42 protein-coding genes are annotated in these 25194 nt (G+C 27.1%); 11 read left to right on the top strand and 31 right to left on the bottom strand.

All coding sequences use genetic code 11. The annotated features are described in order from the left end of the window. Positions 1-3 precede the first annotated feature (3 nt). The 27 genes from IR151_RS04355 to IR151_RS04225 all read right to left on the bottom strand — a co-directional run bounded on the left by IR151_RS04355 (position 4) and on the right by IR151_RS04225 (position 16369). The gene (locus tag IR151_RS04355; protein ID WP_227433290.1) at positions 4-780 is read right to left on the bottom strand and encodes a head maturation protease, ClpP-related; all 777 of its coding nucleotides are present in this window, start codon (positions 778-780) and stop codon (positions 4-6) included. Further along, positions 770-1972, bottom strand: coding sequence for a phage portal protein (locus IR151_RS04350; protein ID WP_227433289.1), 1203 nt, complete (start codon positions 1970-1972; stop codon positions 770-772). The genes IR151_RS04355 and IR151_RS04350 overlap by 11 nt, the downstream gene beginning before the upstream one ends. 19 nt (positions 1973-1991) lie before the next feature. Further along, positions 1992-3707: a terminase TerL endonuclease subunit gene (locus IR151_RS04345; protein WP_227433288.1), complete on the bottom strand. Its 1716-nt coding sequence runs from the start codon at positions 3705-3707 to the stop codon at positions 1992-1994. After that, the gene (locus tag IR151_RS04340) at positions 3707-4186 is read right to left on the bottom strand and encodes a phage terminase small subunit P27 family (RefSeq protein WP_227433287.1); all 480 of its coding nucleotides are present in this window, start codon (positions 4184-4186) and stop codon (positions 3707-3709) included. The genes IR151_RS04345 and IR151_RS04340 overlap by 1 nt, the downstream gene beginning before the upstream one ends. Positions 4187-4390: 204 nt before the next feature. Beyond that, positions 4391-4834 carry an HNH endonuclease gene (locus IR151_RS04335; RefSeq protein WP_227433286.1) on the bottom strand — a complete coding sequence of 148 codons (444 nt, stop codon included), beginning with the start codon at positions 4832-4834 and terminating at the stop codon, positions 4391-4393. Beyond that, positions 4824-5210 carry a hypothetical protein gene (locus IR151_RS04330; RefSeq protein ID WP_021382718.1) on the bottom strand — a complete coding sequence of 129 codons (387 nt, stop codon included), beginning with the start codon at positions 5208-5210 and terminating at the stop codon, positions 4824-4826. The genes IR151_RS04335 and IR151_RS04330 overlap by 11 nt, the downstream gene beginning before the upstream one ends. Positions 5211-5214: 4 nt before the next feature. Further along, positions 5215-5427: a hypothetical protein gene (locus tag IR151_RS04325; protein ID WP_227433285.1), complete on the bottom strand. Its 213-nt coding sequence runs from the start codon at positions 5425-5427 to the stop codon at positions 5215-5217. A 17-nt stretch (positions 5428-5444) separates the two neighbouring features. After that, positions 5445-6146 (bottom strand): BRO family protein, encoded by a 702-nt coding sequence (locus IR151_RS04320; RefSeq protein WP_227433284.1) that lies wholly within the window; start codon positions 6144-6146, stop codon positions 5445-5447. Positions 6147-6680: 534 nt separating this feature from the next. Further along, entirely contained in the window at positions 6681-7268 is a 588-nt protein-coding gene (locus IR151_RS04315) for a hypothetical protein (RefSeq protein WP_227433283.1), read from the bottom strand. A gap of 16 nt (positions 7269-7284) precedes the next feature. Next, positions 7285-7713 (bottom strand): hypothetical protein, encoded by a 429-nt coding sequence (locus IR151_RS04310; protein WP_227433282.1) that lies wholly within the window; start codon positions 7711-7713, stop codon positions 7285-7287. Positions 7714-7732: 19 nt separating this feature from the next. Then, positions 7733-8098, bottom strand: a complete 366-nt coding sequence (locus tag IR151_RS04305) for a hypothetical protein (protein ID WP_227433281.1) — start codon at positions 8096-8098, stop codon at positions 7733-7735. A gap of 24 nt (positions 8099-8122) precedes the next feature. Beyond that, entirely contained in the window at positions 8123-8353 is a 231-nt protein-coding gene (locus IR151_RS04300; RefSeq protein ID WP_227433280.1) for a hypothetical protein, read from the bottom strand. Continuing rightward, positions 8311-9342 carry a ParB N-terminal domain-containing protein gene (locus IR151_RS04295; protein ID WP_227433279.1) on the bottom strand — a complete coding sequence of 344 codons (1032 nt, stop codon included), beginning with the start codon at positions 9340-9342 and terminating at the stop codon, positions 8311-8313. The genes IR151_RS04300 and IR151_RS04295 overlap by 43 nt, the downstream gene beginning before the upstream one ends. A 41-nt stretch (positions 9343-9383) precedes the next feature. After that, entirely contained in the window at positions 9384-10136 is a 753-nt protein-coding gene (locus IR151_RS04290) for a ParA family protein (RefSeq protein WP_227433278.1), read from the bottom strand. Positions 10137-10166: 30 nt separating this feature from the next. Further along, entirely contained in the window at positions 10167-10595 is a 429-nt protein-coding gene (locus IR151_RS04285; RefSeq protein ID WP_021382686.1) for a hypothetical protein, read from the bottom strand. A gap of 19 nt (positions 10596-10614) precedes the next feature. Further along, a complete protein-coding gene (locus IR151_RS04280) occupies positions 10615-10791 on the bottom strand; it encodes a hypothetical protein (RefSeq protein ID WP_227433277.1) in 177 nt (58 codons plus the stop codon). Positions 10792-10806: 15 nt separating this feature from the next. Continuing rightward, positions 10807-11259, bottom strand: a complete 453-nt coding sequence (locus IR151_RS04275) for a hypothetical protein (protein ID WP_227433276.1) — start codon at positions 11257-11259, stop codon at positions 10807-10809. Between the two features lies 1 nt (position 11260). Further along, on the bottom strand, positions 11261-11863 hold the full coding sequence (locus IR151_RS04270) for a Holliday junction resolvase RecU (RefSeq protein ID WP_227433275.1): 603 nt from the start codon (positions 11861-11863) through the stop codon (positions 11261-11263). Positions 11864-11948: 85 nt separating this feature from the next. After that, entirely contained in the window at positions 11949-12230 is a 282-nt protein-coding gene (locus tag IR151_RS04265; RefSeq protein ID WP_095897439.1) for a hypothetical protein, read from the bottom strand. 26 nt (positions 12231-12256) lie between these two features. Then, positions 12257-12733 carry a hypothetical protein gene (locus IR151_RS04260; RefSeq protein ID WP_227433274.1) on the bottom strand — a complete coding sequence of 159 codons (477 nt, stop codon included), beginning with the start codon at positions 12731-12733 and terminating at the stop codon, positions 12257-12259. Then, positions 12717-13181, bottom strand: a complete 465-nt coding sequence (locus IR151_RS04255; protein ID WP_227433273.1) for a hypothetical protein — start codon at positions 13179-13181, stop codon at positions 12717-12719. Before IR151_RS04255 ends, IR151_RS04260 begins: the two co-directional genes overlap by 17 nt. Then, on the bottom strand, positions 13174-13488 hold the full coding sequence (locus IR151_RS04250; RefSeq protein ID WP_227433272.1) for a hypothetical protein: 315 nt from the start codon (positions 13486-13488) through the stop codon (positions 13174-13176). Before IR151_RS04250 ends, IR151_RS04255 begins: the two co-directional genes overlap by 8 nt. Positions 13489-13501: 13 nt before the next feature. Continuing rightward, entirely contained in the window at positions 13502-14470 is a 969-nt protein-coding gene (locus IR151_RS04245) for a phosphoadenosine phosphosulfate reductase family protein (protein WP_227433271.1), read from the bottom strand. 139 nt (positions 14471-14609) lie between these two features. Next, positions 14610-15392, bottom strand: coding sequence for a hypothetical protein (locus tag IR151_RS04240; RefSeq protein ID WP_227433270.1), 783 nt, complete (start codon positions 15390-15392; stop codon positions 14610-14612). A 271-nt stretch (positions 15393-15663) separates the two neighbouring features. Beyond that, positions 15664-15864 (bottom strand): hypothetical protein, encoded by a 201-nt coding sequence (locus tag IR151_RS04235; RefSeq protein ID WP_021393851.1) that lies wholly within the window; start codon positions 15862-15864, stop codon positions 15664-15666. Between the two features lie 33 nt (positions 15865-15897). Beyond that, a complete protein-coding gene (locus IR151_RS04230; protein WP_227433269.1) occupies positions 15898-16167 on the bottom strand; it encodes a hypothetical protein in 270 nt (89 codons plus the stop codon). 46 nt (positions 16168-16213) lie between these two features. Beyond that, positions 16214-16369 (bottom strand): hypothetical protein, encoded by a 156-nt coding sequence (locus tag IR151_RS04225; RefSeq protein ID WP_227433268.1) that lies wholly within the window; start codon positions 16367-16369, stop codon positions 16214-16216. Between the two features lie 387 nt (positions 16370-16756). Between IR151_RS04225 and IR151_RS04220 the strand changes: the two genes are divergently transcribed. Then, positions 16757-17086, top strand: coding sequence for a helix-turn-helix domain-containing protein (locus tag IR151_RS04220; RefSeq protein ID WP_227433267.1), 330 nt, complete (start codon positions 16757-16759; stop codon positions 17084-17086). 76 nt (positions 17087-17162) lie between these two features. On the opposite strand, the gene IR151_RS20105 is transcribed toward IR151_RS04220, so the two are convergent. Continuing rightward, the gene (locus IR151_RS20105) at positions 17163-17294 is read right to left on the bottom strand and encodes a hypothetical protein (protein WP_255621474.1); all 132 of its coding nucleotides are present in this window, start codon (positions 17292-17294) and stop codon (positions 17163-17165) included. 125 nt (positions 17295-17419) lie between these two features. Here IR151_RS20105 and IR151_RS04215 point away from each other — a divergent pair, with 125 nt between their 5' ends. Next, positions 17420-17773 carry a helix-turn-helix domain-containing protein gene (locus IR151_RS04215; protein WP_227433266.1) on the top strand — a complete coding sequence of 118 codons (354 nt, stop codon included), beginning with the start codon at positions 17420-17422 and terminating at the stop codon, positions 17771-17773. A 198-nt stretch (positions 17774-17971) separates the two neighbouring features. Here the strand turns inward: IR151_RS04215 and IR151_RS04210 are convergent, their stop codons facing one another. From IR151_RS04210 to IR151_RS04200, 3 genes are read right to left on the bottom strand one after another with little or no spacing between them, the layout of a single operon-like run. Continuing rightward, the gene (locus IR151_RS04210) at positions 17972-18121 is read right to left on the bottom strand and encodes a hypothetical protein (protein WP_227433265.1); all 150 of its coding nucleotides are present in this window, start codon (positions 18119-18121) and stop codon (positions 17972-17974) included. Positions 18122-18157: 36 nt separating this feature from the next. Next, the gene (locus tag IR151_RS04205; RefSeq protein ID WP_227433264.1) at positions 18158-18340 is read right to left on the bottom strand and encodes a hypothetical protein; all 183 of its coding nucleotides are present in this window, start codon (positions 18338-18340) and stop codon (positions 18158-18160) included. A 27-nt stretch (positions 18341-18367) separates the two neighbouring features. Then, positions 18368-18568 carry a hypothetical protein gene (locus IR151_RS04200; protein ID WP_227433263.1) on the bottom strand — a complete coding sequence of 67 codons (201 nt, stop codon included), beginning with the start codon at positions 18566-18568 and terminating at the stop codon, positions 18368-18370. A gap of 141 nt (positions 18569-18709) precedes the next feature. Here IR151_RS04200 and IR151_RS04195 point away from each other — a divergent pair, with 141 nt between their 5' ends. From IR151_RS04195 to IR151_RS04155, 9 genes are all read left to right on the top strand, one after another. Further along, on the top strand, positions 18710-19216 hold the full coding sequence (locus IR151_RS04195; protein ID WP_227433262.1) for a helix-turn-helix domain-containing protein: 507 nt from the start codon (positions 18710-18712) through the stop codon (positions 19214-19216). A gap of 41 nt (positions 19217-19257) precedes the next feature. Then, positions 19258-20025 carry a helix-turn-helix domain-containing protein gene (locus IR151_RS04190; RefSeq protein WP_227433261.1) on the top strand — a complete coding sequence of 256 codons (768 nt, stop codon included), beginning with the start codon at positions 19258-19260 and terminating at the stop codon, positions 20023-20025. A gap of 2 nt (positions 20026-20027) precedes the next feature. Further along, positions 20028-20747 (top strand): helix-turn-helix domain-containing protein, encoded by a 720-nt coding sequence (locus IR151_RS04185; protein WP_227433260.1) that lies wholly within the window; start codon positions 20028-20030, stop codon positions 20745-20747. Positions 20748-20782: 35 nt separating this feature from the next. Continuing rightward, positions 20783-21370, top strand: a complete 588-nt coding sequence (locus tag IR151_RS04180) for a helix-turn-helix transcriptional regulator (RefSeq protein WP_227433259.1) — start codon at positions 20783-20785, stop codon at positions 21368-21370. A gap of 81 nt (positions 21371-21451) precedes the next feature. Then, entirely contained in the window at positions 21452-21976 is a 525-nt protein-coding gene (locus tag IR151_RS20370; RefSeq protein ID WP_413927347.1) for an ImmA/IrrE family metallo-endopeptidase, read from the top strand. 96 nt (positions 21977-22072) lie between these two features. Continuing rightward, entirely contained in the window at positions 22073-22894 is an 822-nt protein-coding gene (locus IR151_RS04170; protein WP_227433258.1) for a nucleotidyl transferase AbiEii/AbiGii toxin family protein, read from the top strand. After that, positions 22876-23307 carry a hypothetical protein gene (locus IR151_RS04165; protein ID WP_054277937.1) on the top strand — a complete coding sequence of 144 codons (432 nt, stop codon included), beginning with the start codon at positions 22876-22878 and terminating at the stop codon, positions 23305-23307. Before IR151_RS04170 ends, IR151_RS04165 begins: the two co-directional genes overlap by 19 nt. A gap of 34 nt (positions 23308-23341) precedes the next feature. Further along, positions 23342-23746 carry a type II toxin-antitoxin system HicB family antitoxin gene (locus tag IR151_RS04160; protein ID WP_227433257.1) on the top strand — a complete coding sequence of 135 codons (405 nt, stop codon included), beginning with the start codon at positions 23342-23344 and terminating at the stop codon, positions 23744-23746. A 64-nt stretch (positions 23747-23810) separates the two neighbouring features. Then, on the top strand, positions 23811-25193 hold the full coding sequence (locus IR151_RS04155; RefSeq protein WP_227433256.1) for a recombinase family protein: 1383 nt from the start codon (positions 23811-23813) through the stop codon (positions 25191-25193). Position 25194: the final 1 nt, after the last annotated feature.

The raw sequence follows: 25194 nt of genomic DNA, 5'->3' as shown, positions 1-25194 counted from the left end.
CTTTTATTTTGTTTTATTTTTTATTCTTTCTATTAACAACCTTGTTTCTTCTTCCATAACTGGTAACTCTAAATCATTCTTAGTACTTTTTAATTTACTAATCTTATTTTTGGGCATATTTTTATACTTATCAAAATAATCCGAGGAACAAGCAACTGCATTTATAGCTTCTTCTATCTCAATTTCAAAGTATTCTGCTGCTTCCTTTCCTGTAAGCCATGTTTCAGAATTGATTAAATCATTTATTTCTTCTTCTGTAACGTTTGGTTTAACTTTTGTCATATAAACACTCAAAATTGCTTTCTGACACGTATCTAAAATCTCAATTTCTTTTTTAAAATCTTCTGCATTTCCTCCACACCAAGAGGATGGTTTATGTATCATTAACAAAGCATTTTCTGGCATAATAATACGATTTCCAGAAAATGCTATTACACTTGCAATACTCGCTGCTATTCCATCTATATAAGTTGTTATACTTGCATCATATCGTTTTAATTGATTATATATAGCAAGTCCAGCGAACACAGAACCACCACCAGAATTTAAATGTATATTTATATTTTGTATACCTTCTAATTCATTTAAAAATTCACTTACATCTGCTGGACATTTATCATCCTCATACCATTCACTAAGCCAAGACTCAGAAACAATATCTCCATAAAAATATAAATCAGCACTATTTTCATTTTGATTTTTTATCTCTATACTTCCAACCTTTTTAATAGTATTCGAATCTGAATCTTTATTTTTAAGTTCCAATATTCTACTCTTCAATTTTATCACCCCCCTTCAAGTTAGTTGTTGTTAATAACATTGGTAGGTCTTTAATTGCTATTAAATCTCTACTCACCATTAAATCATCTCCATTTTCTTTTGGTGGTCTATCTTCTAATTCTCTAATTTCGTTAGGTGTCAACCCGCCACATCTAATCATTTTTTGATAAAACTCACCTCTTGTTTTCATGTCTGCTCTTGCAAATCCACTCAAATTAAATTTAATTTCATAACCTTTGTCACTCTCAGCAGTATTTAAACATTTTTTATTTAATTCTTGTTCGTACATGCGTACTATTGGTAACACTGTATCAACTAAAAACTCTAAATCACCCTGTTCTGAACTCGAATAAGTCTGTTTTCCACTATACAATTTATGCGTTGGTATATTAAAAACTCTTGCTACTCTACTTACTGTTATTTCTTCTACTTCAAATACTTTCGGGTCAATAAATGAATTATTTTTAAGTTCCTCTAGTGTTTTTCCATTATCCAGATAGATAATTCCCTTATCCATATATCTTTTTATCATCTCATGATACTCAGCCATTTTTTCATTACTCATATTACCATTTATCTTAAATGCATATCTAAAATTAATATTATTAGATAGTTGTTCAATGCTTAACTCCTTAACTTTTCTATCATAATCTAATGTATTTTTTAGAACATTAATAGGGCTTATACCTTTTCCAAAATCAGACTTGATATGATTAACAGCAATTATATGTCTATTGTGAAAATAACTTTCTCCATCTTTAGTTGATATTTTATACCATAATTCTTTTGTGTCAGTATCAATAAAAGGTGTCACAAAATCCGAGTCTAACACCCATATAGAACTTATATTGTCTTGATAATCATATTCTTTTATTGCATAAGCACTCCCCTTTACATTCCTTACTACCTCCATTAGTCTTATAAACTCAAACATAGTGTCATTCTGATTTAACCCATCTCTAAGCATCTTTGATATATAATGTTCTTTAGCTTTAACTTTTACATATCCATTACGAAGGCTTATCGGAACACTAGCTATCGAATTAGCAAGTATAGTTATTGCTGCAAAAATAGTTTCATTATTGGCTAAATCACTATTATGAAATGAAAATGAACTACTTTTATTACCTCTAGCAAAGTTTATTTTTGGCGTCTTGAACCTAATATTTCTTAACCAATTTAATACACCCATCTTTTCCCCTCTCTTTTAATTAATCTGGTACATATGCAATATCTGCATTTTGTTTTACATCTTCAAAGTACATTTTCCAACCATCAATAATTGAATCTATTGGGTCTATTCTATTTTCTTGTTCTAATTTATCAACTTTTATTTCTCCAAAGCTATTTTTTGTTATAGTTGCATTTATAGCACTCCATTTAAACAACTTATTTTTTCTATTATATAAAACTTGACCTGCTTTCATAGATAGTTTAAAGTCTACTGTTGCATCATTTAGTGACCTAGCACTTTGTGGTACATCTATCAAATCGCAACCTAAGAAGTCTAAATCTGATATAAAAGCACTTGCATTGTGATTATCATAGGCACATTTTATTACATTTATTTCATATTCTGTTAATGTATCTTCTAAATGTTTTATTATAAATTTATAGTCTGTTTTAATAGCAAAAGCTCCTGTAGTTAGTGTTAGAAGTTTTTCATTTACCCACATTCGGTACGGTGCTTCATCTGTTTGTTCATGTTCGATAATTCTTAGTTCTGGCATAAATGAATGACTATAAATATAAACTTTTTCATCTTCAAGAGGAAATATTAATGCTATAGAAGTTAAATCTCCACCACTTGACAAATCTATACCTAAATAACATTCTTTACCTCTCATATCTTCAAGAGTTAAGTCACATGCACATATTTCAAGCCATTTAGCATCAAGATATTTTCCATCCTTATATGTAACCCAAATATTTAACCACTTCGTCATGAAGTCCATGAGTTCGCTTCCACCCTTTTCCTTAGCATCTATTGCGACTTCACTCATTTTTGCAACTTCATACTTGTTTATACTATCATCTTCATTTAAAAGTAGTAACGGATTTGACTTTGCCCAATTATGATAATCCCAAATATCATCTTCTTTGTCCATTTCAGCAATATATATAAATAAACTTTCTTTAGTTATGGCTCCAGATAGTATTTTTTTACAAAAAGTATAATGTTCATAACAATAGCTGTTCAAATCAAAACCTGCTGTAGTTATGGCTAATATCAGAGCATTATTGACTCTTCTTTGACCACCTAGAAGTAATTTATATACTTGATTTGTTTTATGTGCATGCAATTCGTCTGGTATTGCTAATATCGAACGGAATCCATCCAAACTTTTTGTATCTCTTCCAATCGGTTTTATTGTTGTACCTGTCATTCCTGCAATTATTTCATAATCAGAACGTTTTATTTTATACATTTCATTTAAATCTTCGTCTGCCAATATAAACTTTTCTATTTCTTCCCAAACAATTTTGGCTTGTTCTTTCTTGGTAGCTGCACAAATAATTTTCCCTTTTATATATGTAGAAAAATTACTTGTTTTTATACTTTTAGCTCCAGATAAAAAAGACTTTCCATTTTGTCTAGCAAGCTGGACATATGCTTCTCTAAATCTTACATATCCAGTTCTTTTTTCAATCCAGCCTTCTAAGCTACCTAAAATAAAATCTTGAAATCCTCGTGTTTTTAGAGTTTGTACTTCATCGCCTTCTAAAATAGTAAGTTCATTGTAAAGGTCAAGTGCTTCCTCTGATGCTTCAACATCCCATTTGTATTTAAATTCTTTTGTTTTACTTCTTTTTAAATCATTTAAATGTCTTTTACATGCTAGAATAACACTTTCACCAGCTATTATTTTTTTAGCAACCACCTTTTTGGCGTATTCTGTTACTCTATCTTTTTTTCTTTTAGCCATTATGTTCCTACTTTTATAAATTTAGCAAATTTATTTTCCTTTGAATTTTCATTTTCTGGAACAACTAATTTTAATCTATCTGTAGTTGCTAAACCTAGCTTAGTAGAACATTTTAGTATCAATTCAGCATATTTAAATTTTGCAGTTACATAAGGACTTATTTTATCAGTATCTTTTCCAGAAGTAACATGACCTGTTTTTTCTATATGCTCTTTCAATTTAATATAATTACTATATGCATCACTGTACATTAAAATTATTGCTAAGTCTAAATTATCCCACAAGTCAATTTTGCCAGCTTCCTCTACTACCCTTAAAAATTCTTTATATGCTAAAATATCACTATTTAAAAACTCTGGAACTATTACTAAATCATCCCTATCAAGTTTTATTTGTTTTTCTACATTTTGCCGAGTCTGTTTTTCTTTTTTAGTTAAATGTTTTTTAGTTGTAGATGTCATTTGTTTTTTTCTCCCCATTTTTTTACACCTCCAATCCTTTTTAAATTTGTACAAAAAAATAATAGCTATCAGCTATTTTTAAAAAACAGTTTACTTTCTTGCAAGATATCTTGCATTTTTTTTTTACAAAAAAATCTTAAAAAGGGAAAATCTCCGTATATATATACCCCTGTTCGCTCTCCGCATCCCCTTTTCTTTTTTTCATAGGTAGGGGGGATAGCCTTATTCATTATATATTTTATGAAGTCTCAATATCTCTTTTAATTTTGATTGAGTTTCTTTCTTTGTTATCTCATTTTTCTCATATAATGTATGTATTTTTTTATGTGTTTTAGATGATAATGGTACAAGATTATTTTCTTCTAATGAAAGTTCTTCATCTTCTGACAACTCAATGATATGATGCACTGTATTAGCTATAGTTATTTTTTTATTAATATAATAATCCCACAAATCTAAATATATATTTTTTTCTAATATATACTCTCTGGTTTCTCTCCATTCTTTTCCATTGTAGAATTTATCTCTTTCTTTATTTCTATTCTTAGAATTATATACTTTATTGCTCTGTTTTCTGCTTTTAATATATTTTTTAGCACACTCACTACATGCCTTCTCGCTATAATCTATTGTCTTACCGCACCTGCATATTTTTTTAAGCTTCATATACTTCACTTGGTTCTTCTCTTAATAATTCTTCCATGTATTTTTCTATGTCTTTCATTTCATGTTCTGTTTTATTAAGATATTTATTACACACTTCTTTTAATGTATTTACATATGCAATCATTTCAGCAAAAACTTTTTCTCTTTCAGACTTTGTTGTTCTATCTGTAAATCCATTTTGTTCTTCATAAATAAGTTCCTTATATAATTCTTTCAGTCCTTTTAATGTTTCATCTTCATAATATATAATATACTTTTCTTTACACTTTCTACATATAAAATATTTTATTTCTATATCTCCAATAGTTTCTGTTCTTACATCTTTATAAGCTACTTTAAATTTATTATTACATTTATCACATACTATTCTTCTCATTTGTTTACTCCTCTTCTAGTGCTACTAGATAGTCCAGCTTCTCACAAATAGTTTCAACTACTTTTTCATATCTTTTTACTAACCTTTCTTGTTTCTTAGTTTCTTCTTCTGTCAAACTTTTTATTTCATCTTCTAGCTTCATGTTTTTATCAAATAATTTTGCTAAGTCTCTAAATGTATCTCTCATTTTAATCTTTTCTTCTCTATTATCATCCATATACTTTCACCTCTTATTTATATTAAATCAATTAATTCTTTTATCTTTTTATATACATCCTTATAGTCCATATCTTCATTTATTAATTTATCTAGCTTCATTGTTATAACTCTTTCTAGTGCTTGTATGTCGAATAGTTCCCCTTGATTCAATTCATCTCTCTTAATACCTTTTGGTATACTTAATTTCTTTCTAACTAATTCTGTGAAATGTTTGTAATACATTTCTGGTTTCTTACTGCCCCTTTGCATTGCATAATATACAAACTCTTGTATTTCATCTGTAAAATCTTTTCTAACTTTTTTACCTTCTGTTCTTATACCTAACCAGTTTTCATCTTTTTCATTAGCTATATAATATCCATTTTCTTTTATAGAATGTATAACTTCATATACCCAATCAAAATACTCATCAGAAACAGGCATATTAGATTTTCTTACTATAGCATAGATTCCTTTTTCATTATACATATATATTCTCTTAGCATTTTTGTTTTTATATATCGACCCCTCAATTTGAGCCCCCGTTATTTCAATAGATTTTCCTCTCATATACTCAAAATTTCTGTTATGTATATTTTCTATTGCTTTACTTGGGTTAGAATATTTAAGAGCATGACCTAATTGTGTTCTGCTCATAAATATTTCTTTTTCTTCATTCATGTAAAAGTCGCATGTTGTCCCTAAAAATTTTCCTTTTTTAACAAGTTTTAGTTTCATAAAATCAACCTCCTAAATATTTGAATTTTAGATATGCATAGTGTGCATATCTGAATAATATGTATTATGCATTTTTAATAAATTTCAGATGTCGGAATTACCGATATCTGAAATTTATTAAGTTTTTTCATTAAAAAAGACCTAGAAATTAATCTAAGTCTTCTAAGACAAACATATAAAATAAAAAACCTAATCTATTTGCTAGGTTTTTTAATATAAATATTTTTATTTAGTTCTTATATATAGCTTTTCCATATTATCATTATAACATTTTCTTTTCCCTATATTTACCCTCACTTTTCCCTCTGATTTCCCTTTTATATCAGAAGGACAATTCTACACTTTATATATTACCATTTTGAAATTGTTTTGTATATGAACACTTATTGCCCTTTTATTCTTTATATCTTTATAAATTAATACTTCTCTTATTATACACTTAATCATTTGCAATTACTGATATTATTATATATCAATATGTATCTTATTTAAACCTATCTATATATAAAAACATGCCCATTCACATATACTTTTTCAATACTTCTTTATTCCATCTACACCAAAGATTAGAGCTGCTAGTCTTTCACACGCTTGGTCTATATCTTTATATACAGTCCTAGTATCTATGTTTTCTCTTTTAGCTATCTTGTTTATACTACATCTATCTTTCTTATGTTTTACTTCTTTTATGAATCTTTCTTCTATTATTCTATATCGTCTTTGTTCTATATCATTAGAGTTATTACAATACTCTTCATATATCTTCAACATTATATCTATATGTGCAATTATCACATTAGTCCTAGATACACTTTTACTGATGCTTTCTACAAACAAATCTTCACTTACATATCTATCTGCTAGTGTAGTCAACACTTCAATAGCATTTCCGTTTTTGCAAGAGACTTTAAAAACAGAATTATCAATATGCTTTTTAAACTCTCTATAATGTTTCAGCAACAGTTTAGTATTTCTTATCTTTCTATTATATAGTTCAATAGCTTCTTCATTTAATTTTGCTTTATATATTTGTATAGCTTGTTCTGCTGCTGACTTCGCTGCTCTTTCAATTATCAAATTGATATTATTTTTTTTATTCTCTTCTATAGTATTTGTTTCCATATAATTTTATCCCTTTCTAATTATTATCAACTCCACTACTTCTTCTATCACCTTCATTAATAACCTCATTTAGTTCTATTTCTTTTGTATCTGTGACAACAAACCAATATGGCTTGTATCCAAATTCATCTATCCATTTTTTAAATACTTCGCTTATTCTATTCTCTAGTATCAATATATCTTCAACATGTATATTTTCAAACCAATCTTCACCATACCATCCAAATTCATCATCAATTCTATCTTGAACACGCTCTAACGCTTTTTCTGCATCTATGTTAGGTATATTAACCTCTTCTTTTTTCCCAACATAAACCAATCTACCAAACTCCCCAAACCTTTTAAGTTCTTCCTTAGCTGCTTCAATAGCTTCCTCTTTACTTTCGTATTCATCACTTGCAAAATATTCATCATCCCAACTATATAGCCAAACATCTTTATCCATTTTATTACTCCTCCTGTTTTTATAATTCAACTTTTTCTATCGTATCTAAATCAATAACTTCATATTTTACATAACCATAGTTATTTTCAATGTATTCTTCTATAAGTACATCATCCTCTGGATTATTAGGTCTATTAATGTCTTGAACTATATCAAGCTGTATACTGTCATGTTCAGCAAACCATATTACATAACTATTCTTTTTTTCATTTGACCATCGTTCTATTTCACTCAATAATTCCTCAATATTTAGATTTTGTAATCTACTTTTATAAAATCCACATATATTTGCTTTATCATATACTACTTTTTCTTTTTTATTACATCTTCCAATTTCCATACCTCTATAATGTTTAAAATGAAAACAATCATTACATATATCCATTTTTATCACCCACCAAAGAATATTTTATTTATATAGAACGCCTGTTTTTTTATTTCTAAGTTCTATTCTTCCTACTATCTCAAAACCTGCTATCTTAGCCATTTTTTTAATTAATTCAATCAATACATTAACTTCTTGTTTCTCTTTGTCAACTTTTTTTATAGCTTCATACGCTGTACTATCTAAGTATCCACTTTTATTATGTCTTATATCTACTTCTTTTCTTGTGCTTCCACCTTTAACCACTTTATGCATATATCAACACACCCTTTTCCATTTTTATCATTACATTCCATCGCAAAATCACAAAATGTTCCAGTTACATTACATTGAGAACAAATAAACTCTGCGAATTTTCTAATCTTCATATCCTTTAGTATTTCAAAAATTGTTTTAAAAACTTTTCCTTCTTCTTTTTCATCTTCTATTGTTGCAGTTGGAAAACTAATTATATTTTCAATTTCTTCAACTTCATTTTCATCCTCTTCAATTTCATAAGTTTCCAATTCATTTATTTCACTTTTTTTCTCTTCTGATTTTTCTGTAACATCCTTGATACTTAAACTTCCTTTATCTTTATATTCTTCAAATAAACTTTGTTGTTCAGCTTCTTCTAGTCTTGATAATTCGTATGCTGTAGATACATTTATATTTTCTTTCTCAAACTCATTTTTAAAATTCGGCATTAACTTCTTAGATATGTTCTCTAACCTTGCTATTTGACCAGCTGATGTATTTAACATTTTAGCAACTAAATCCCTAGTTTTACCTTTTATATCTTCTTCTGCTCTTAGCTCTTCTAATAACTTCTTCATTTCTACTGCCTGCTTCATTTTTTCAAAATCTGTTAATTCTCTTGCAGTTGAATTGGTTGTTATTAATAAAATCTTCGCCCTTATTCCAGTTACTTTTTCTATCATACAAGGTATCATTTCAAATCTTTCATTTTCTTTGCTTTCTTCTAATAGCTTTAATACTGCTAATCTTCTCCTATGACCTGCTATTATTGTATATTTATTATCTTTATTTTCTTTTACTAATAAGCTTTGTTTTATTCCAAACATTTCTATAGAAGATTTTAAATCTTCTATATCCTCAACAGAATAAAAATTTTCTTCGGATGGTACTAAGTCATAAACACTTATATTTTTTATTTCTGTTTTTTCATTTTCAATATTTTGATTGCTATTTTCTAGTTTTCTATTATTGCTATTATTAATTGCTTCAAACATATTAAAAGCCATTTTACTTTTCCTTTCTATGTGTCCAATTCGGACACATTTTTTTATTCTATATTTAGATACTCATTAACTAACTTTTTATAGTCTATTGTCGCACCACATCTTTTGTTATATCTCATTATTGTTTTTTGATAAAATGTACTTTCAGCTACATTTTTATTTAATCTTATTACAGTTTCAAATACTTTGCAGATATTCTGTAGCAAAGTTATAAATTGATTATTTACATCATTGTTTTGATAATGTGTTATTATACACCCTTTAAATTTTAATTTTTTATTTACATGTTTAGCATTTTCTATTTGTTCCAGTAATTCTTTTATTCCTTTAAGAGAAAATTTATCTGCTCTTACTGTTATAATTACTTCATCTGATGCTACCAAAGAATTGATTGTTACTATATCTGCACTTGGTGCATTGTCAATTATGCAAAAATTATATTCATTTTTAACTTTTTCTAGCAATCTTTTTAATATACTAAATTTATCTCTATCACTATCAAATAACATTCTATCAGCTTGATATAAATACATATTACTAGTTATAATATCTATATTTTTATTTTCAGTCTTACATATGTATTCATGTATGTTTGCATTATCTTCAAGCAACATTTCTGCTGTACCTTTTCCTCTTTCCTCAAATTTTGAGAAGTATTGTGATAAATTACCTTGTTTATCTGCATCAATTAACAACACCTTTTTCTTATGTACTACAGATAAAATATCTGCCATATTTGCACTTGTTATTGTTTTACCTGTGCCACCTTTAAAACTTAAAATAGATATGATTTTCATAACTTTACCTTCTTTCTTTTATTTTTAGTACTAAAAATTTTCCGTTGTCCTTACTGGTAATAAGTAGCCTATTATATGCCCCTTTATAGATATGCGAACAAGAGAGTTATTGTCTATTCCTTCTACCTTATCAAATTTCCCAAAAAGTTTTATATAGTTTTCATCAAGGTAAATTGCAAAATCTTCACATATATATTTATGATAAACAAGCTCTCTTATTGGTATATAATATTTTAATAACAATTCTCTATAGCTATCTTTTTTTATGTTATCCATTATTATCTGAGACTTCTTACTGTTAGTTTCAAATAACTTGGGATTTAATACCATTTCATTTTTATCTACTATAAAAACACATGCACCATCTGATATATAGTACTTATTATCTTTTTCTATCAATATCCTAGTTTTATTTTTCTTTATACAATCTACAAAATAATTTATTACTTTCTTTTCCATAGACTTTCAGCTCCTTATATTATTTTTCAATCAATTTTAGAAGCTTGTTATATTCTTCTTCTTGTACAACTCCATTTACTTCCAACTTTTCTAAGTACTGTATAGCTTTTATTGTTGCTTCTAAATCTTCAACATTGTATAGTTCTACTATTTTACTTGCAAGCTGTATTATTTTATTTTTATTGGCTAATAACATAATAATCAACCTTTTTTATTCTAAGAAACTTTTTAATTCTAGTTCCTCAATAATTTTTTCTATTTTTTTCTTTTTTCTAAACCTCTTCGTTCTTGCTTTTATAGCTTCAAGTCTAGTTATTTTACTATTTAGCATCTTTTTAAATTTTAATTCTATTTCTTTGACTTTATTGTTAAAAGTTTCTATTGTTTTTTTCAAAATCTCATTTTCTTCTTTTAATCTTTCTATTTCTTTTCTTAAAATTCCAGCTCCAGCTTCCATCCCTTTTTTTATATTTTGGTCATTTTCATATCTAATTTTTAAAGACATTTTTTCTGTATGTAGTGCAGCGTTTTTATTTTCTAAGTCTGAAATTATTTTTTCTTTCTTTGAACATTTATCTTTTAGTTCTTCTATTCTACCAATAGCTATTTCATATTCTGCTTTTATTTCATCAAAATCTTTTTTAGTATATAAGTTTAAAAACATTTTATCCCCTCACTTTTTTAATACTATCATCTATTCCATTTTCAATTTTTTTTCTTAATAAGCTATAATTTTCATTTAATATTTTCTCGTCTTTAGTTATATAGTCTAAAAACAATACAGCTCCATTGAAAAATTTTACTTCAAATCTTTTTATATCCTCTTGTTTTACATATTGTCTACCAAAACAATTTTTCATATTTTTCCATACAAGAAAAGGTATAAAGTAAAATCTATCTTGTATACCTATACAAACCCCTGTTATCGCTCCCATGTGGTAATATCTATCTAATGTTTCTAACTGTGTATTTGTTAAAACGCTTCTTTTTATATTATCTTTAAGCGTGTATTTAGCTTCAAAGCATATACACATACCAGTCTTTAAAGCACCTTTAAAATCTGGCTGTGCATTAGCTATAAATCTACCTGTAAATTTCCCTGTTTTATCTTTGCTTAATACTCTAAATGGTTCTGGTGTCTTATCTATTTCAGCTCTATTATCATTTCTATAAATTATACAAGCTGAATTTATGTAATTTTCAAAGTGTTGACCTTGTGCATTAGCAACTTTATTTTTATATCTTTGTTGTAGTTTTTTATCATCCATATTTTATGCTCCTTTTTTCCTACAAGGAATTTTATATTATAATTTATCGCTTAATTATTAATTAAAATAGATTACTTTATCTTTTTTAATTTCTTGGTATCTTAATAGCTTCTATTTTTTCACTGCAATCTTGAATTACTTTTTCTAGCATATTTATAACTTCTTTTTTTATATAATTTCTTGTTTCTTCGCTAACACTAAATTCTAAATTTTCATCCCAGCCAAAATCAAAGCTTATCATTCTAAAATTTGAAACATCATTACTTTCAATAATTTCTTTTATTTCTTTTGCTTCTTCTTTTGTACTAATTAACTCTTTGTATCTACGATATATTTCTTCTATTTTTTCAAATTCTTCATTAGTCATTTTTATCACCTTCTCTTTATTTTTATTTAATATTTATCTTTAAAAATTATAAAACTCTCTCCTTTTATAGTTGTTATGACTTCATATTCTTTATCAGCTCCACAAACCTTTTCTAATATACTTGTATCAATACCTTCCAAAAAACAATCTTTCATATTAACAAACATGTTATTTTTTATAATATAATCTATATTGTCATATATAGTTGACTCTTTTGTTCGTTTAAATATTTTTCCTTTGAAATTTTTTTCTTTTTCTAGCTCTTTTTGTAAAGCTCTTCTAGTTAATATAACATCTCTTGAAAACTCCCCAAAATTTTCGTTGAGGTTATAAAGTTCTATATGATATTCACCATCTTCTTCTGCAAAATAAAAATTAAATTCTCCTTCTGCTGCGAGTTCTTTGTAAGCTTCTAATTCTTTTTCTAATATTTGTATCTTTCTCTCTTTATTTAAAATTATTTTTAATAATTTTGATAACAGTCTTTTATCCTTGTAAATCATTTTTTACCACCCCTTTTTTACCCCATGCGTTTTCTTTTAACCAATCGCTACAAGCTTCTTCACAATAAAGACTTTCACAATTAAATTTTATACTTTTGCATATATTACAAATTTCTTTAGAATACTTTTTATACGCTTTATTTTCTTTCATAGATATAAATTCTAGCATTTCTTTATTACTCATATTTTTAATAGATTTTTTGAAGCTAACAATTTCAAAATAATTATGAATACACTTTTTATTTAATGTATCAAGTTCTCTCTTAGCTTCTTTCTTAGTTCTATATATTTTTGCTCTATTTATATCCTTTGCTATCACAGGGTATAAATCATAATTAAAAGTGTGTTTTTTACCTGTATAATAAGCATTTTTACCTCTTCGTTTACTATAATCTTCTTGACATAAATCAACCAAAATAAAGCCTTTTATTTTCTCCTTATTAGTCATTAGCTTTTACCCTCTCTTTATCTATAAAGATTATTATTTGTTCTTTTCCCCATCCACAATTTTCTATTTTTTTATTATTTTCTTCACAGTAAGATTCAATTTCTTTCATAGTTATATTTTTTAATTTAAAATCCATGGCAGTTATAAAATTACCTTTTTCTAGTATTTTTTCTATCTTGCTCTTTACTTCAAAATGACCACACATACACCCATTTTTATTCTCAACTCTACAAGTATTATTAAATTTACATATTTTGCAAATATACTCTCCAGCCTTGGCACATATCGCATCTATTTCTTTATTCATTCTTATTACACCCCTATTCACTTTTCAATTTCATATAATCTAATACTTTTCTTAGTTTTAATTCTTCCATACAATATTTATATAAATTAGGATGTGTCTTTTTTAACATTTGAAATCTGTTAGGTTCTTTTTCTAAATGACATCCATAAATACAGAAAATGCATCCTGTACGCTTACATAAGGTAGTCTTATATGTTTCTATTTCTTCTATTAAATTAGATTCTATTTCTTTTTTAACCTCACCATAGGCTTTAGAAATCATCAATTTATATATATATATATATTTCAATATATCCTGTTCTGTCCAAAATGCTAAAGGTGTAGAAACTGGTCTATCTCTTCCAAAAGCATTGCAGCCTTGTTCCAAATAGTTTCTTTTTCTTAAATTACTTTCTTGTGTCATAGTTCCTATAACTGCTTTTTTACCTGTCTTTTTCTCATATTCCTTAAAAGGTGTTTTTTTCATAATTTCACAACATTTATCACTAATTTCAAAAGGGGCATCTATCATGTATTTCCATTTTTTTGAGATAACAAATTGACTCTTACTTCCATCCTTATTAATTCCATTTAAATGTTTATTTTTTATCACTTCGCTCTTGGTATTTCTAACTTTAGATATGTAATGACTTTGTTCTTTGCTTATAACTGGATAACCATATTTTGATATGACCTTCTTAAAATTTATTTTAGGTTTTATTATTGTTACATTTTCTTTTGTTTTTACAAACTCTTTAATCTCTGGATATTCTAAACCAGTATTACAGAATACAGCTTCTACGTTAGGGTACATTTGTCTAGCAATATCTAAAAGAACAGTACTGTCCTTCCCCCCACTAAAACTTATATAAATATCACCTTCCCAATACTCATACCATTCTTTAAGTCTCCTTTTGGTTAATATTATTTTTGCTTCAAGAGGTAAAGATTGTTTCTGTTTTAATGCCATTTCTTTAAATTCTTTTGATAGCTTATCACTCATTCTTATTACCTTCTTTCTGATTTCTTTTTTCTTTTTTGAATTTATTTTTACAAACATAAGAACAATATTTTTTTAAATACACATTTGTTTCAAACTTCTTTTTGCAGAACTTACATACTCTTAAATACATGTAATCACCTCATTTTAGCCTTCGCATTTTTATATACAAGCTAACTCCTGTTATCTCATTAAAACTAGCTTTACACTCTGTAAATATGTAACCTTTATACTGTTTTTCCCAAAACATTCTATTGTCTAAATCATTTCTTACTATATCCATTACTTTTCTTTTACTGTATCGACTATCATTACAAACTTGAAAAGGTTTCTTTAAATTTCGAGAAGAACTCCATCGCTTTTTACCTTTTGGGTCTTTCATCAAATAATTACATAGATTCTGTAATCCATATTCATTAGGTTGAAGCCTATGTGTATTTATCCATCCAAGTTTTTCGCCTTCTTTTCTACCTTTTTGCTTTTTAGACCAAAGGCTTTCTATTATATGCCTATCTAATCCACCATTCATAATAATGTGGTGGTGAACTCTTTTAGTTCCATCTTTCTTTTCTCCAAATTCTGTTATAAGCATATATTTTACTGGTTCAAGCCCTTCTTTCTTTCTTTTATAATCAATCCTTCTTATGTAGTTTCTAACCTCTTTTTCAGCTTCTTCTAATGTTTCTGGAAGATATTCTGGTGCATATGTAGAATGTATAACTAAGTCTTTATTATTAAAATTTGTATTAACTGATTGTGTAAAATACCTTTTAGCATTTTTATCATTCAAATTCTTTTGCTTTGGTTTAGATATGTATTCTCTTTTGCCTCTCTTACCTTTTGTTTGTACATCTGTTCTTGGTATTATATCTACCTCTAAATAGTCATTACAATATATCTTTTTCTCTCTTATAAAACTTTTCATAGCAGTACCTCATTCAGTCTTTTATTAGCATCTATATATTAGTATCTAGTGTTATATATTTGTATAGATACTTTATATCGTTATAATGTTAATACCTATTACAAGCTCGTTAATCGCTCCATTTTGGCGTATTTATTGAACTCTATTGTCTTATCTGCTATAATAAAAAGTAGATATGATTTTATAGCTTTGACAACAAAGTTATTTTGTAAAGTGTCTTATAACTGCGAATTATAAGACACTTTTTGTTTACATAATTATTAAATTTCAATTAAATTACTTCCTTCTCTAGCTTCTTCTCTTTTTCAGCTTTCATTTCTTCCTCTGTTTTCTTTCTATATGTACACTTTATTTCTAAATCTACGTCAAAAAGTCTTTTTATCATCATTTCCTTTGCTCTTGCTAATCCTTTACAAAAGTAATCCATATTCATTTCGCCTTTAAATTCAACTTTTTCATATGGTTTTGACATATGTATTCCCCCATTTTTTAATATTTTATTAATTTATCTTACAAATTGCTTTTTAGTACTTTCTAGTATTTCAGAAACACTATTTTTTTCTATAAATTCTCTTGAATAAAAATAAAAATTTCCTTCACACTTCATTGCAATTAAAAGTTCTTTTTTAAAATTTACATTTGGATATTCTTCAACATGCTTTCTATATAAAGCACTTTTTTTATTTATATTTTGTAACATGTAATCTTTATCTACTCTAAAGTAACCATATTTTTCTAATTCATTTATTTTTATTTCTACATCTAAATCATTCATGTTTCTATCACTCCTTATCTAACTTTTATCAAATCAGAAAATGAGTTCAATTCATTTTTAAGTTCTTCATACAATCCTTTACAGTAGATACTTTTTCCATCTTTCCATAGCCTCCAAAGTCCCGCAAACCTGCATGAACACGGGCTTTTTCTTTTCCAGCTGGTAGTAAAATGCCTTGAAATGGTGCCCGATTGGTGCCCAACTTCCGAAACTGCCTTGTGAGTGCTTGCGGGAAGTTATGAGGGATTATGTACTACGTGGTATGGTTTTTAGGCGGTTTGCGGGACTGCTCTGTTGGTGCCGGTTGGCACATAACAGACTGTGCAAAATCCAACGACCTTAAAACTGTCAAGACGCTTTCTTGACCTTTATTGTTCAAAGTCAAGAAAAGAGAGTTTAACTCCGCAAGTCTTCTCACATCTTCTCTGTTTTGTGTCATATCCTCAACCTCCTTTCTTCTCATGTGTTGTAAACTCAATATAGCACAGTTAATTCGAGTTGTCAACACTAAATTGCAATAATTTTTGTGTTGACAATTTCTTATTTGTGTTGTAATATAGATTTATCCTTTTGGAAGGAGGTAAATCACTTGCCCAACAGAATTAAAGCCGTGCGCAAGGCTCTAAAGTTATCACAGCGCGAGTTTGGCGAGAAGCTAGGGGTTAGCCGGGATGTGATAAGCAACTTGGAATATGACCGCGTACATCCAAAGGAACTCCTTCTTCGCCATATTTGCCAGCTTTATAGAGTAAATCAACATTGGTTAGAAACCGGCGAGGGGGAAATGTTTGACAGTGACCCCGCTGATACAGCCAGGCTAGACGAGGCTTTGAGCATCTTCAAAAATTTACGCCCAGAGTTTCAAGATTACGCTCTTGAGCAAATCAGAAAATTAGCTGAACTTCAGGAGAAGAAGTAACCCCGATTCAATAGTGGCAAGCAGGGCACAACGGTACACACCCTTGTGCTTTCGCTTGTTGGGGTACACACCCCAATCACCGATGAGCGCCCCGTTCCGGGGCGGCTACGCTCCTTGCTAAAAAAGCCAATATTTGCTTCATATCACTTTCATTTAATTTTTCTGCTATTTTACTTAAAGCTTCTCTATTATCTAACTTAGTATTCATATTTTTCCTCCTTTCTTTGACTTAATCAAAGCATATATTTAACTAAGTCAAATGTCAAGTATGTTTTTTATTTGACTTAGTTGTATTTTTATGTTATGATTTATTTTAGAATTGAGGTGAAAGCAATGACACTAGGTGAACGAATAAAAATTATATTATCTGAACGGAATATTAAACAGGTAGATTTTGCATCAACTTTAGGTGTAAGTGCAAACTATGTTAATCAGTTAGTAAATGAAAAAAAATTAAATATCTCAGATACATTAGCCAAACTCATAGAAGAAACTTATGGATACTCTGTACAGTGGATAATAACTGGAGAAGGCGAGAAAAATTCCACACCATCACTTTCTGCTGCTAAAATAGAGTTTCTTAAAAAAATTCAAAAGATGCCAGATGATGAAGTGGCTGCTCTTTTAGCTTTTGCCAATTCATTAGATAGTGTAAAAAAATCACTAGGTATGGATGATAAAAAATAATCCACACAATACCAACAAGCAATGTATGTGTATGCATTCCTACATTGCTTGTTTACAATTTTGCCACAACCCAAAATTGTTTATCTTACACAAGTTGTTTTCGCCTTAGAAGGTAAAAATTAGACACAAAGGTATAATCGTACCTAAGTGTCTTGATTGTGCAACAGTAACAAACAGTTTTTCAATTTTTATCACCTCTTATCTAGCTTTTATCAAATCAGAAAATGAGTTCAATTCATTTTTAAGTTCTTCATACAAGCCTTTAATTTTAATCATTTTCTGATTTAGAAGTTCCTCATCTATTTCTATACTCACTTTTAAAGTTATTACTTCTTTTTTCTCTTCCATCTTTTTCTCCCCATAAATTTATTTCTTTTTATATTATTATTTTATTTTTCTATGCAATTCTATTAAGCTTCTTATCTCTTTTGAAAGTTCAATTTTCATATTAATAATTTCTTTTACATTTGGAGTAGCTTTTTCTTCTAAGATACTCATTTCTTGTATAAGTCTTTCTAATACTTCTTTATCTGTTTTTGTTTGATTTTCAATTTTTTTTTCATCCATTTCTATCACCTCGATTCTTTATTTCCATTACATGATTGATACATCTGAACCATTTGTAATATTTGCACCTTTTATTATGTAAAACATTTTTACTCTTTCTTCGTATGGCATTTTTACAATTTCTTTCATTAAATCATCACTATCAATTTTTTTACTAAGAAATTCATTTGTTGAGCTTCCTTTTGTTTCAATTAGTTTTTGAGTTTTATTTTCAATAACTTTATTCATATTCAACACCTCCACTTTGTTTTGTGTTTTAATCACATTTTACAACTATATTTTGTGCTTGTCAACCATTTTTTGCCATATCATTGTGCTTTACACACTTTTTTCTATATGTTATAATCCTCCTAGGAGGTGACTAAATAAATGCCTATTTATAAAAGAATAAAGGAATTAAGAAAAGATGTATTAAAATTGACCCAAGAAGACTTTTCAAAAAAAATTAACATATCCCGTTCTAATTTAGGAAGTCTTGAAATAGATAGAGTGAAAGTAACGGATAGAGTTATATCAGATATTTGCAGGGAATTTTCAGTTAATGAAAATTGGTTAAGACATGGAAAAGGTGATATTTTTATAGAAAATGATAATACAATAATTTCTGAACTATCTAATAAATATAAACTTGATAATTTAGATGTAAAAATACTTGAAAGTTATCTAAATCTTTCTGTAGAACAAAGAAAAGCAATAAAAAAATATGTATACTCATTAGTTGACACAATACTAAAAGATGATGAATTGTATCAAGATTACAGAAGTGAAAATATCGAAGAAAATGCACAGCAGTCTGCTGCAAGAAATGGTAATACTGAAAATATATCAGAACTAACTGAACTTTATGATTCATCAGAAGAAACTTACAAAAAATAATTTATATTTTAGAAATGTTAATATTGTTTTGAGGTGATAACATGGATTTTTCCACAAATTTGAGAAACATACTAGAAAAAAAACAACTTAAACAAGCCGACTTATGCCGAATGACTGGCATACAAACATCATTAATGTCAGACTATATAAAAGGTAAAAAAAGTCCTGCTATTTCAAATGCTATTTTAATTGCTGATGCACTTAATATGTCATTGGATGTTCTTGTTGGAAAAGATAAAGCACCAAATGAAAGTATTGAATCAGAAAATTCATTTGAAGATGATAAAATGAATCCAAACACAAGAGTTAGAGAACTCAGAAAATATCTTAATTTAAACCAATCAGATTTTGGTAGTAAAATAGGCTTAAAGCAAGCTACAGTTGGTCAAATAGAAACAGGTGTACGAAATCTTACTGATAGAAATTTTTCTTTAATATGTGAAAAATATAATGTAAATAAAAAATGGCTAAGACATGGAATTGGTGATATTTTTATAGAAAATGATAATACAATAATATCTGAGCTTTCTAATAAATATAATCTCGATAATTTAGATGTAAAAATACTTGAAAGTTATTTAAATTTAACTGGAGAACAAAAAAAAGTAATAAAAAAATATGTATACTCACTTGTTGATACAATATTAGAAGATGATGAATTGTATCAAGACTATAGAAGTGAATATATCGAAGAAAATGCTCAACAATCAGCTTCTCAAAATGGCAATACTGAAAATATAGAAGAAACAATAAATTTATATGATAATGCTGATAATTCTCTCAAAAATAATTATATTATAGAGGTGTAATATTGAATATTGTATCAAAAAGAATAAAAAATGGATTAGAATTAAGAAACATGACACAAAGTGATTTGGTTAAAAAATCGGGAATACCAAAAAGTGCATTAAGTTCGTATATTTCTGGTAAATACAAACCTAAACAAGATAATATATATAAAATAGCAAAAGCTCTTAATGTAAATGAAGCCTGGTTGATGGGTTGTGATGTTGAAATAGAAAGAACAGAAGATTTAAACAAAAATAAAGATATTGGAAAAAGGATAAAAGATGCTAGAGAAAATATAGGTCTAACGTTAAAAGATGTAGCTGACCGTGTAGGTGTTGCAACTTCTACTATACAAAGATATGAAAAAGGAGAAATAAGTCAGTTAAAATTACCTGTTTTAGAATCAATTGCAAAAGCTCTTACTGTTAACTCAATTTGGATTACTAAGGGAATTGAAAATAAAAGCATTGAACCATCAAATGAACATAGTTATTTATCTAAAGAAGAAAAAATTTTATTAAAAAAATATAGAATATTATCATCATCAGAAAAAGAAATTGTCAATCAAATTGTTGATTCAATATTTATTAGAAATTTAGTAAAAAATAACAAATCAAAAGAATTATATACTGATTCCAGAGACAACTGTGTGGAAAATAGTGCAACATCTTTCATTACCAGAAATGAAAATATAGAAAACCTTCAAGAATTATCTGACTCACATCATTTCTCAAATGATTAATAAGAAAATAACACCTATCTGAAAGGATAAATTTAATGAATAAAAAAATTAATGAACAAATTAAATTATTAAGAAATGAATTAAATTTAAGTCAAAGAGATTTTAGTGAAAAAATTGAAGTTGGAAAGTCTACTTTAGCTATGTGGGAAATTGGGACAAGAACTCCAAAAGACATTCACATATCTAAAATTTGTTCTGAATTTAATGTAAGTGAAGATTGGCTTAGATTTGGCTCTGGTGATATGTTTATAAAAACAGATATAAATGAAAGACTTAAGCTTGTTAGACTGTATTTTAATCTTTCACAAAAAGATTTTGGGTCAAGACTTACAATAGCACAAAATTATCTATCAAATATTGAAAAAGGTTATAGAAATGTAACAGATAAAATTATTAAAATTACTTGTTTTGAATTTAATATTAATGATGAATGGTTGCGAACTGGAACAGGAAACATGCTTGTAGAACATGATGACATACTTCAACAAGTTGCAATAGAATATAACCTAGATGAGTCAGATATTGATATATTTAGAAATTACTTAAAACTATCAAAAGATGAAAGAAATGTAATAAAAAAATATTTCTTTTCTTTCTCTGATAAAGCAGTTAATAAGGATTAGTGCAAGATTATTTAAGGCAATCGGCTTACAAATTTATTTTAGATAAAAAGATAATGACTTTACCCAGTTTGTCCCCTTGAGATTATCAGTAATTCTGATGACTTCAAGGTTTATACATATATAGAATTCTCAAAAGTAATAAAAAAAGATATTGATTTTATAATAGAGAAATACGACTGTCAAGGCTTTGCTTTTTGGAGTGAAAAAGATAATAAACATATAATTTGTTATAATAACAACTACTCTTTTTACTCTGTTCATTGGACACTTACACATGAAATAGCCCATATAGTACTAGGTCACACTAAAAAGGCAAGTATTGTAAAGTTAAATTCTAGAAGTAAATTACTTGAATTAGAAGCCGAGATTTTTACACAATATCTTTTATGTCCAGATATAATTTTGTTATATTGTAATATCACAAATATTTATGAAATTATGTATATATGCGGAGTTGATAAAAAAACAGCTTTAATACAAAGTCATTATATAAAAAAAACAAAGCTTTCAAATTGTATAACTAACATAGAAAATTTAATTAAAAAACAATTTTATAAATTCATAAAAAATTATTTAAAGCATAGAAGAAAGGACACTTATTACTAAATAAAAATAAATTCCTAAAATATTAATACGTATTGATACGTATTAATATTTTTGTTATAATATAAATATAGTTAGAGAAAGGAGGAAATGATACTGTTGATTAATAATAAGTGGAGTAATAGTAACAATTTTCATGATAATAATAGCACACTAGATTATATAGAGGACTTTATCTATTGTATGAGTCATAGCAATAGTTTTAATGATATGATTTTTAAAGGTGGAATAACATTATTATGTGCATTTAAAAAATATAATTATGGTAATAGAAGACTAACAAAAGATATAGATATACATGGAACTGATTATAATAAATGGCTTAATTTCAAAAAAGATATAATAGCTTGCTCTCAGTATAGTAGATTTAAAGTAATATATAAAGTTATAAAAGAAATAACAACAAGTGAAGCTACTAAAAATGAAAGTGTAACCATAGGTGTTTATAGAGCTGCTGAATTAATAACCAGATTCAGTATAGATGTGAATTTTAAGTGGTCTACTTTAGACTCAGAGAAATATTCACTAGGTGGATTAGTTACAATTAATGGATATACACCAGAATTAATATTGGTTGACAAAATACATGCTTGTGAGAGTAAACAAATTAATAGAAGGTTAAAAGATTTATTTGATATATATTCATTAAGTTATTTAAAAGGTTATAATAGCAATGATTTAGTAAGATTGTATATAGATAAATATAAAAATATATCAGAAAAAATGTACATGTTCCAATTAGAGAATTTTAATACTTTAGAGCATGGATATAATAGATTAAGAGGTATTGAATCTAAGCCTGAGTTTGCAACTGTTTATAAAAGAGTAAGCAATTTTATAGTTCCAATACACACTTTTATAGCATCAAAATCAAATAAAAATTATGTTTGGAGGAATGATAGGTGGACTTTACAGGAGTAATAAGAAACTCTTTCAATAATGTTGTACTATGTGGAGAATATGCAGGAAGCTTATTAGGAATAACTAATTTTCCAGACAATCATATAATAGCTCAATCTGCTTTTATAGATAAAGAGATTGATACAGATTATTTTACAGTGTATCCTGTTAAAAAGTTAGATTTATCTTATGTAGAAGAAGTTAGAAAAGGTGTTTGGATAACAAATCCTGCAAGAACAATTTGTGATATGATAAGGTATGATAGCGAGTATAGTTTTATTCAAGAAGCTCTAGACTATTACATTTTCTATAATGAGAATGAAAAAGAACATTATAATGAGGTACTTAATGTAGCTAGATATTACAATATAGAACAAAAAGTATTGGATGCTATAAGTTTTGCAAAATCTCATGATTATTATGAAGAAAATTAATATTTGTAACTAATTTTATAAAGGCGGTGAAAATATGTATAAAAATGAATATATATTTCCAGCAGTTATAGCAAAACATGATAAAGGTGACTATGAAGTTAATTTTTATGATTTTTCAAATATAATAACTTGTGGCGAGAACTTAGAAAAAGCTTTCCTTATGGCAGAGGATGCTTTAAAACTGGAACTATTTGATTTATATTCAGATGGTTTAGAAATTCCAAAACCTACACAACTAAATAATATTAGTACTAAAGAAAATCAAACTGCTATATTGGTAAAAGTTAATTTAAAAGAAACAATAAAAGAATATGATAGTAAGTCAATTAAAAAAACTTTAACTATACCTTCGTGGCTAAATAAAGAAGCTGAAAAAAATAATATAAATTTTTCTCAGTTATTGCAAGAAGCTTTGAAAAATAAACTTAATATTAATTAATTCTATTTAATTGTGCCTAGTGAATTTACACTAGGCACTAGACATAAGTTGGGAGGGTTTTACAATGGATAAAATAAAACGTGTTGCTCTTTATATACGTGTTAGTACAGAAGAACAAGTATTGCATGGAGATAGTATTAGAACACAAACAGAAGCTTTAGAACAATACGCAAAAGATAATAATTTTATTATAGTAGATAAATACATAGATGAAGGTTATTCTGCAACAAACTTAAAAAGACCTAATTTACAACGCATGATTGAAGATGTGAAAAACAACAAAATAGATTTAGTTATGATAACTAAAATTGACAGATTAAGTCGTGGTGTCAAAAATTACTATAAAATAATGGAAACATTGGAAAAACATAAATGTGACTGGAAAACTATTTTAGAAAACTACGACTCTTCAACTGCTGCTGGTAGACTACATATAAATATAATGTTATCAGTTGCTGAAAATGAAGCTTCACAAACAAGTGAAAGAATAAAATTTGTTTTTAATAATAAAATTAGACGTGGCGAAGTTATTAGTGGAAGTACACCTTTTGGATATAAGATTGTTGATAAACACTTAGTAATTGATGAGGAAAAAGCTGAAATAGTAAGAGAATGTTTTATTTCTTATGAGAAATTAACTTCTATGATAAAAGTTTTACAACATATAAACAACTCTTTTGATGCTAATTTTTCTTATAATTTTATTTATAAATTATTAAAAAATAATATATACACAGGTACATATATTCACAATGATTTAGTTGTAGAAAACTTTTGTAATGCAATTATAAGCTCTGAACAATTTAATACTGTCCAGAAACTTTTATCAAAAAATACTAAAGTTTATAATAATAAATATCTTAATAGTTTAGGAATGCAGTACATTTTTTCTAGTATGGTAATATGTAAATGTGGTCGTAAAATGAGTGGTACATATTGTTTAAGCTCTGATAAAAAAATCTATAAATATTATAGATGTCATGTATCTCAGACTACTAAAAAATGTAGCAATACAAAGAGATTATCAGAAAAAAAACTTGAAGCTTTTTTATTGAAAAATGTAAGGAGACAATTAGAAGAAATTGCTTTTGGATATGAATCTAATAACAATAAAAGTAAAAATAAAAATAATAACAATCAACTTAAGAATAAGATAAAAAAACAAATAAATAAACTTCAAGATTTATATTTTGACGACTTAATAGATAAAGAAGATTACAAACTTAAGTATCAAAAACTTAATACACAGTTAATTAAATTAGAAAATAATAATAGTGAAGAAAAAAAATCTATAATAAATTTAAAAAACATAAGAAGTTTTTTAGAAATTAACTTCGAAAAAATATACTCTGATTTAAGCGACCAAGAAAAAAGAACCTTATGGACTAGTATTATAGATACTATAGTTATTGATGAAAATAAGAACCTTACCATCAATTTTTTATAAT

Source organism: Clostridioides sp. ES-S-0006-03, from assembly GCF_020662275.1.
In the GTDB taxonomy this organism is placed as follows: Bacteria; Bacillota; Clostridia; order Peptostreptococcales; family Peptostreptococcaceae; genus Clostridioides.
This window is presented reverse-complemented; position numbering and strand designations above follow the sequence as displayed.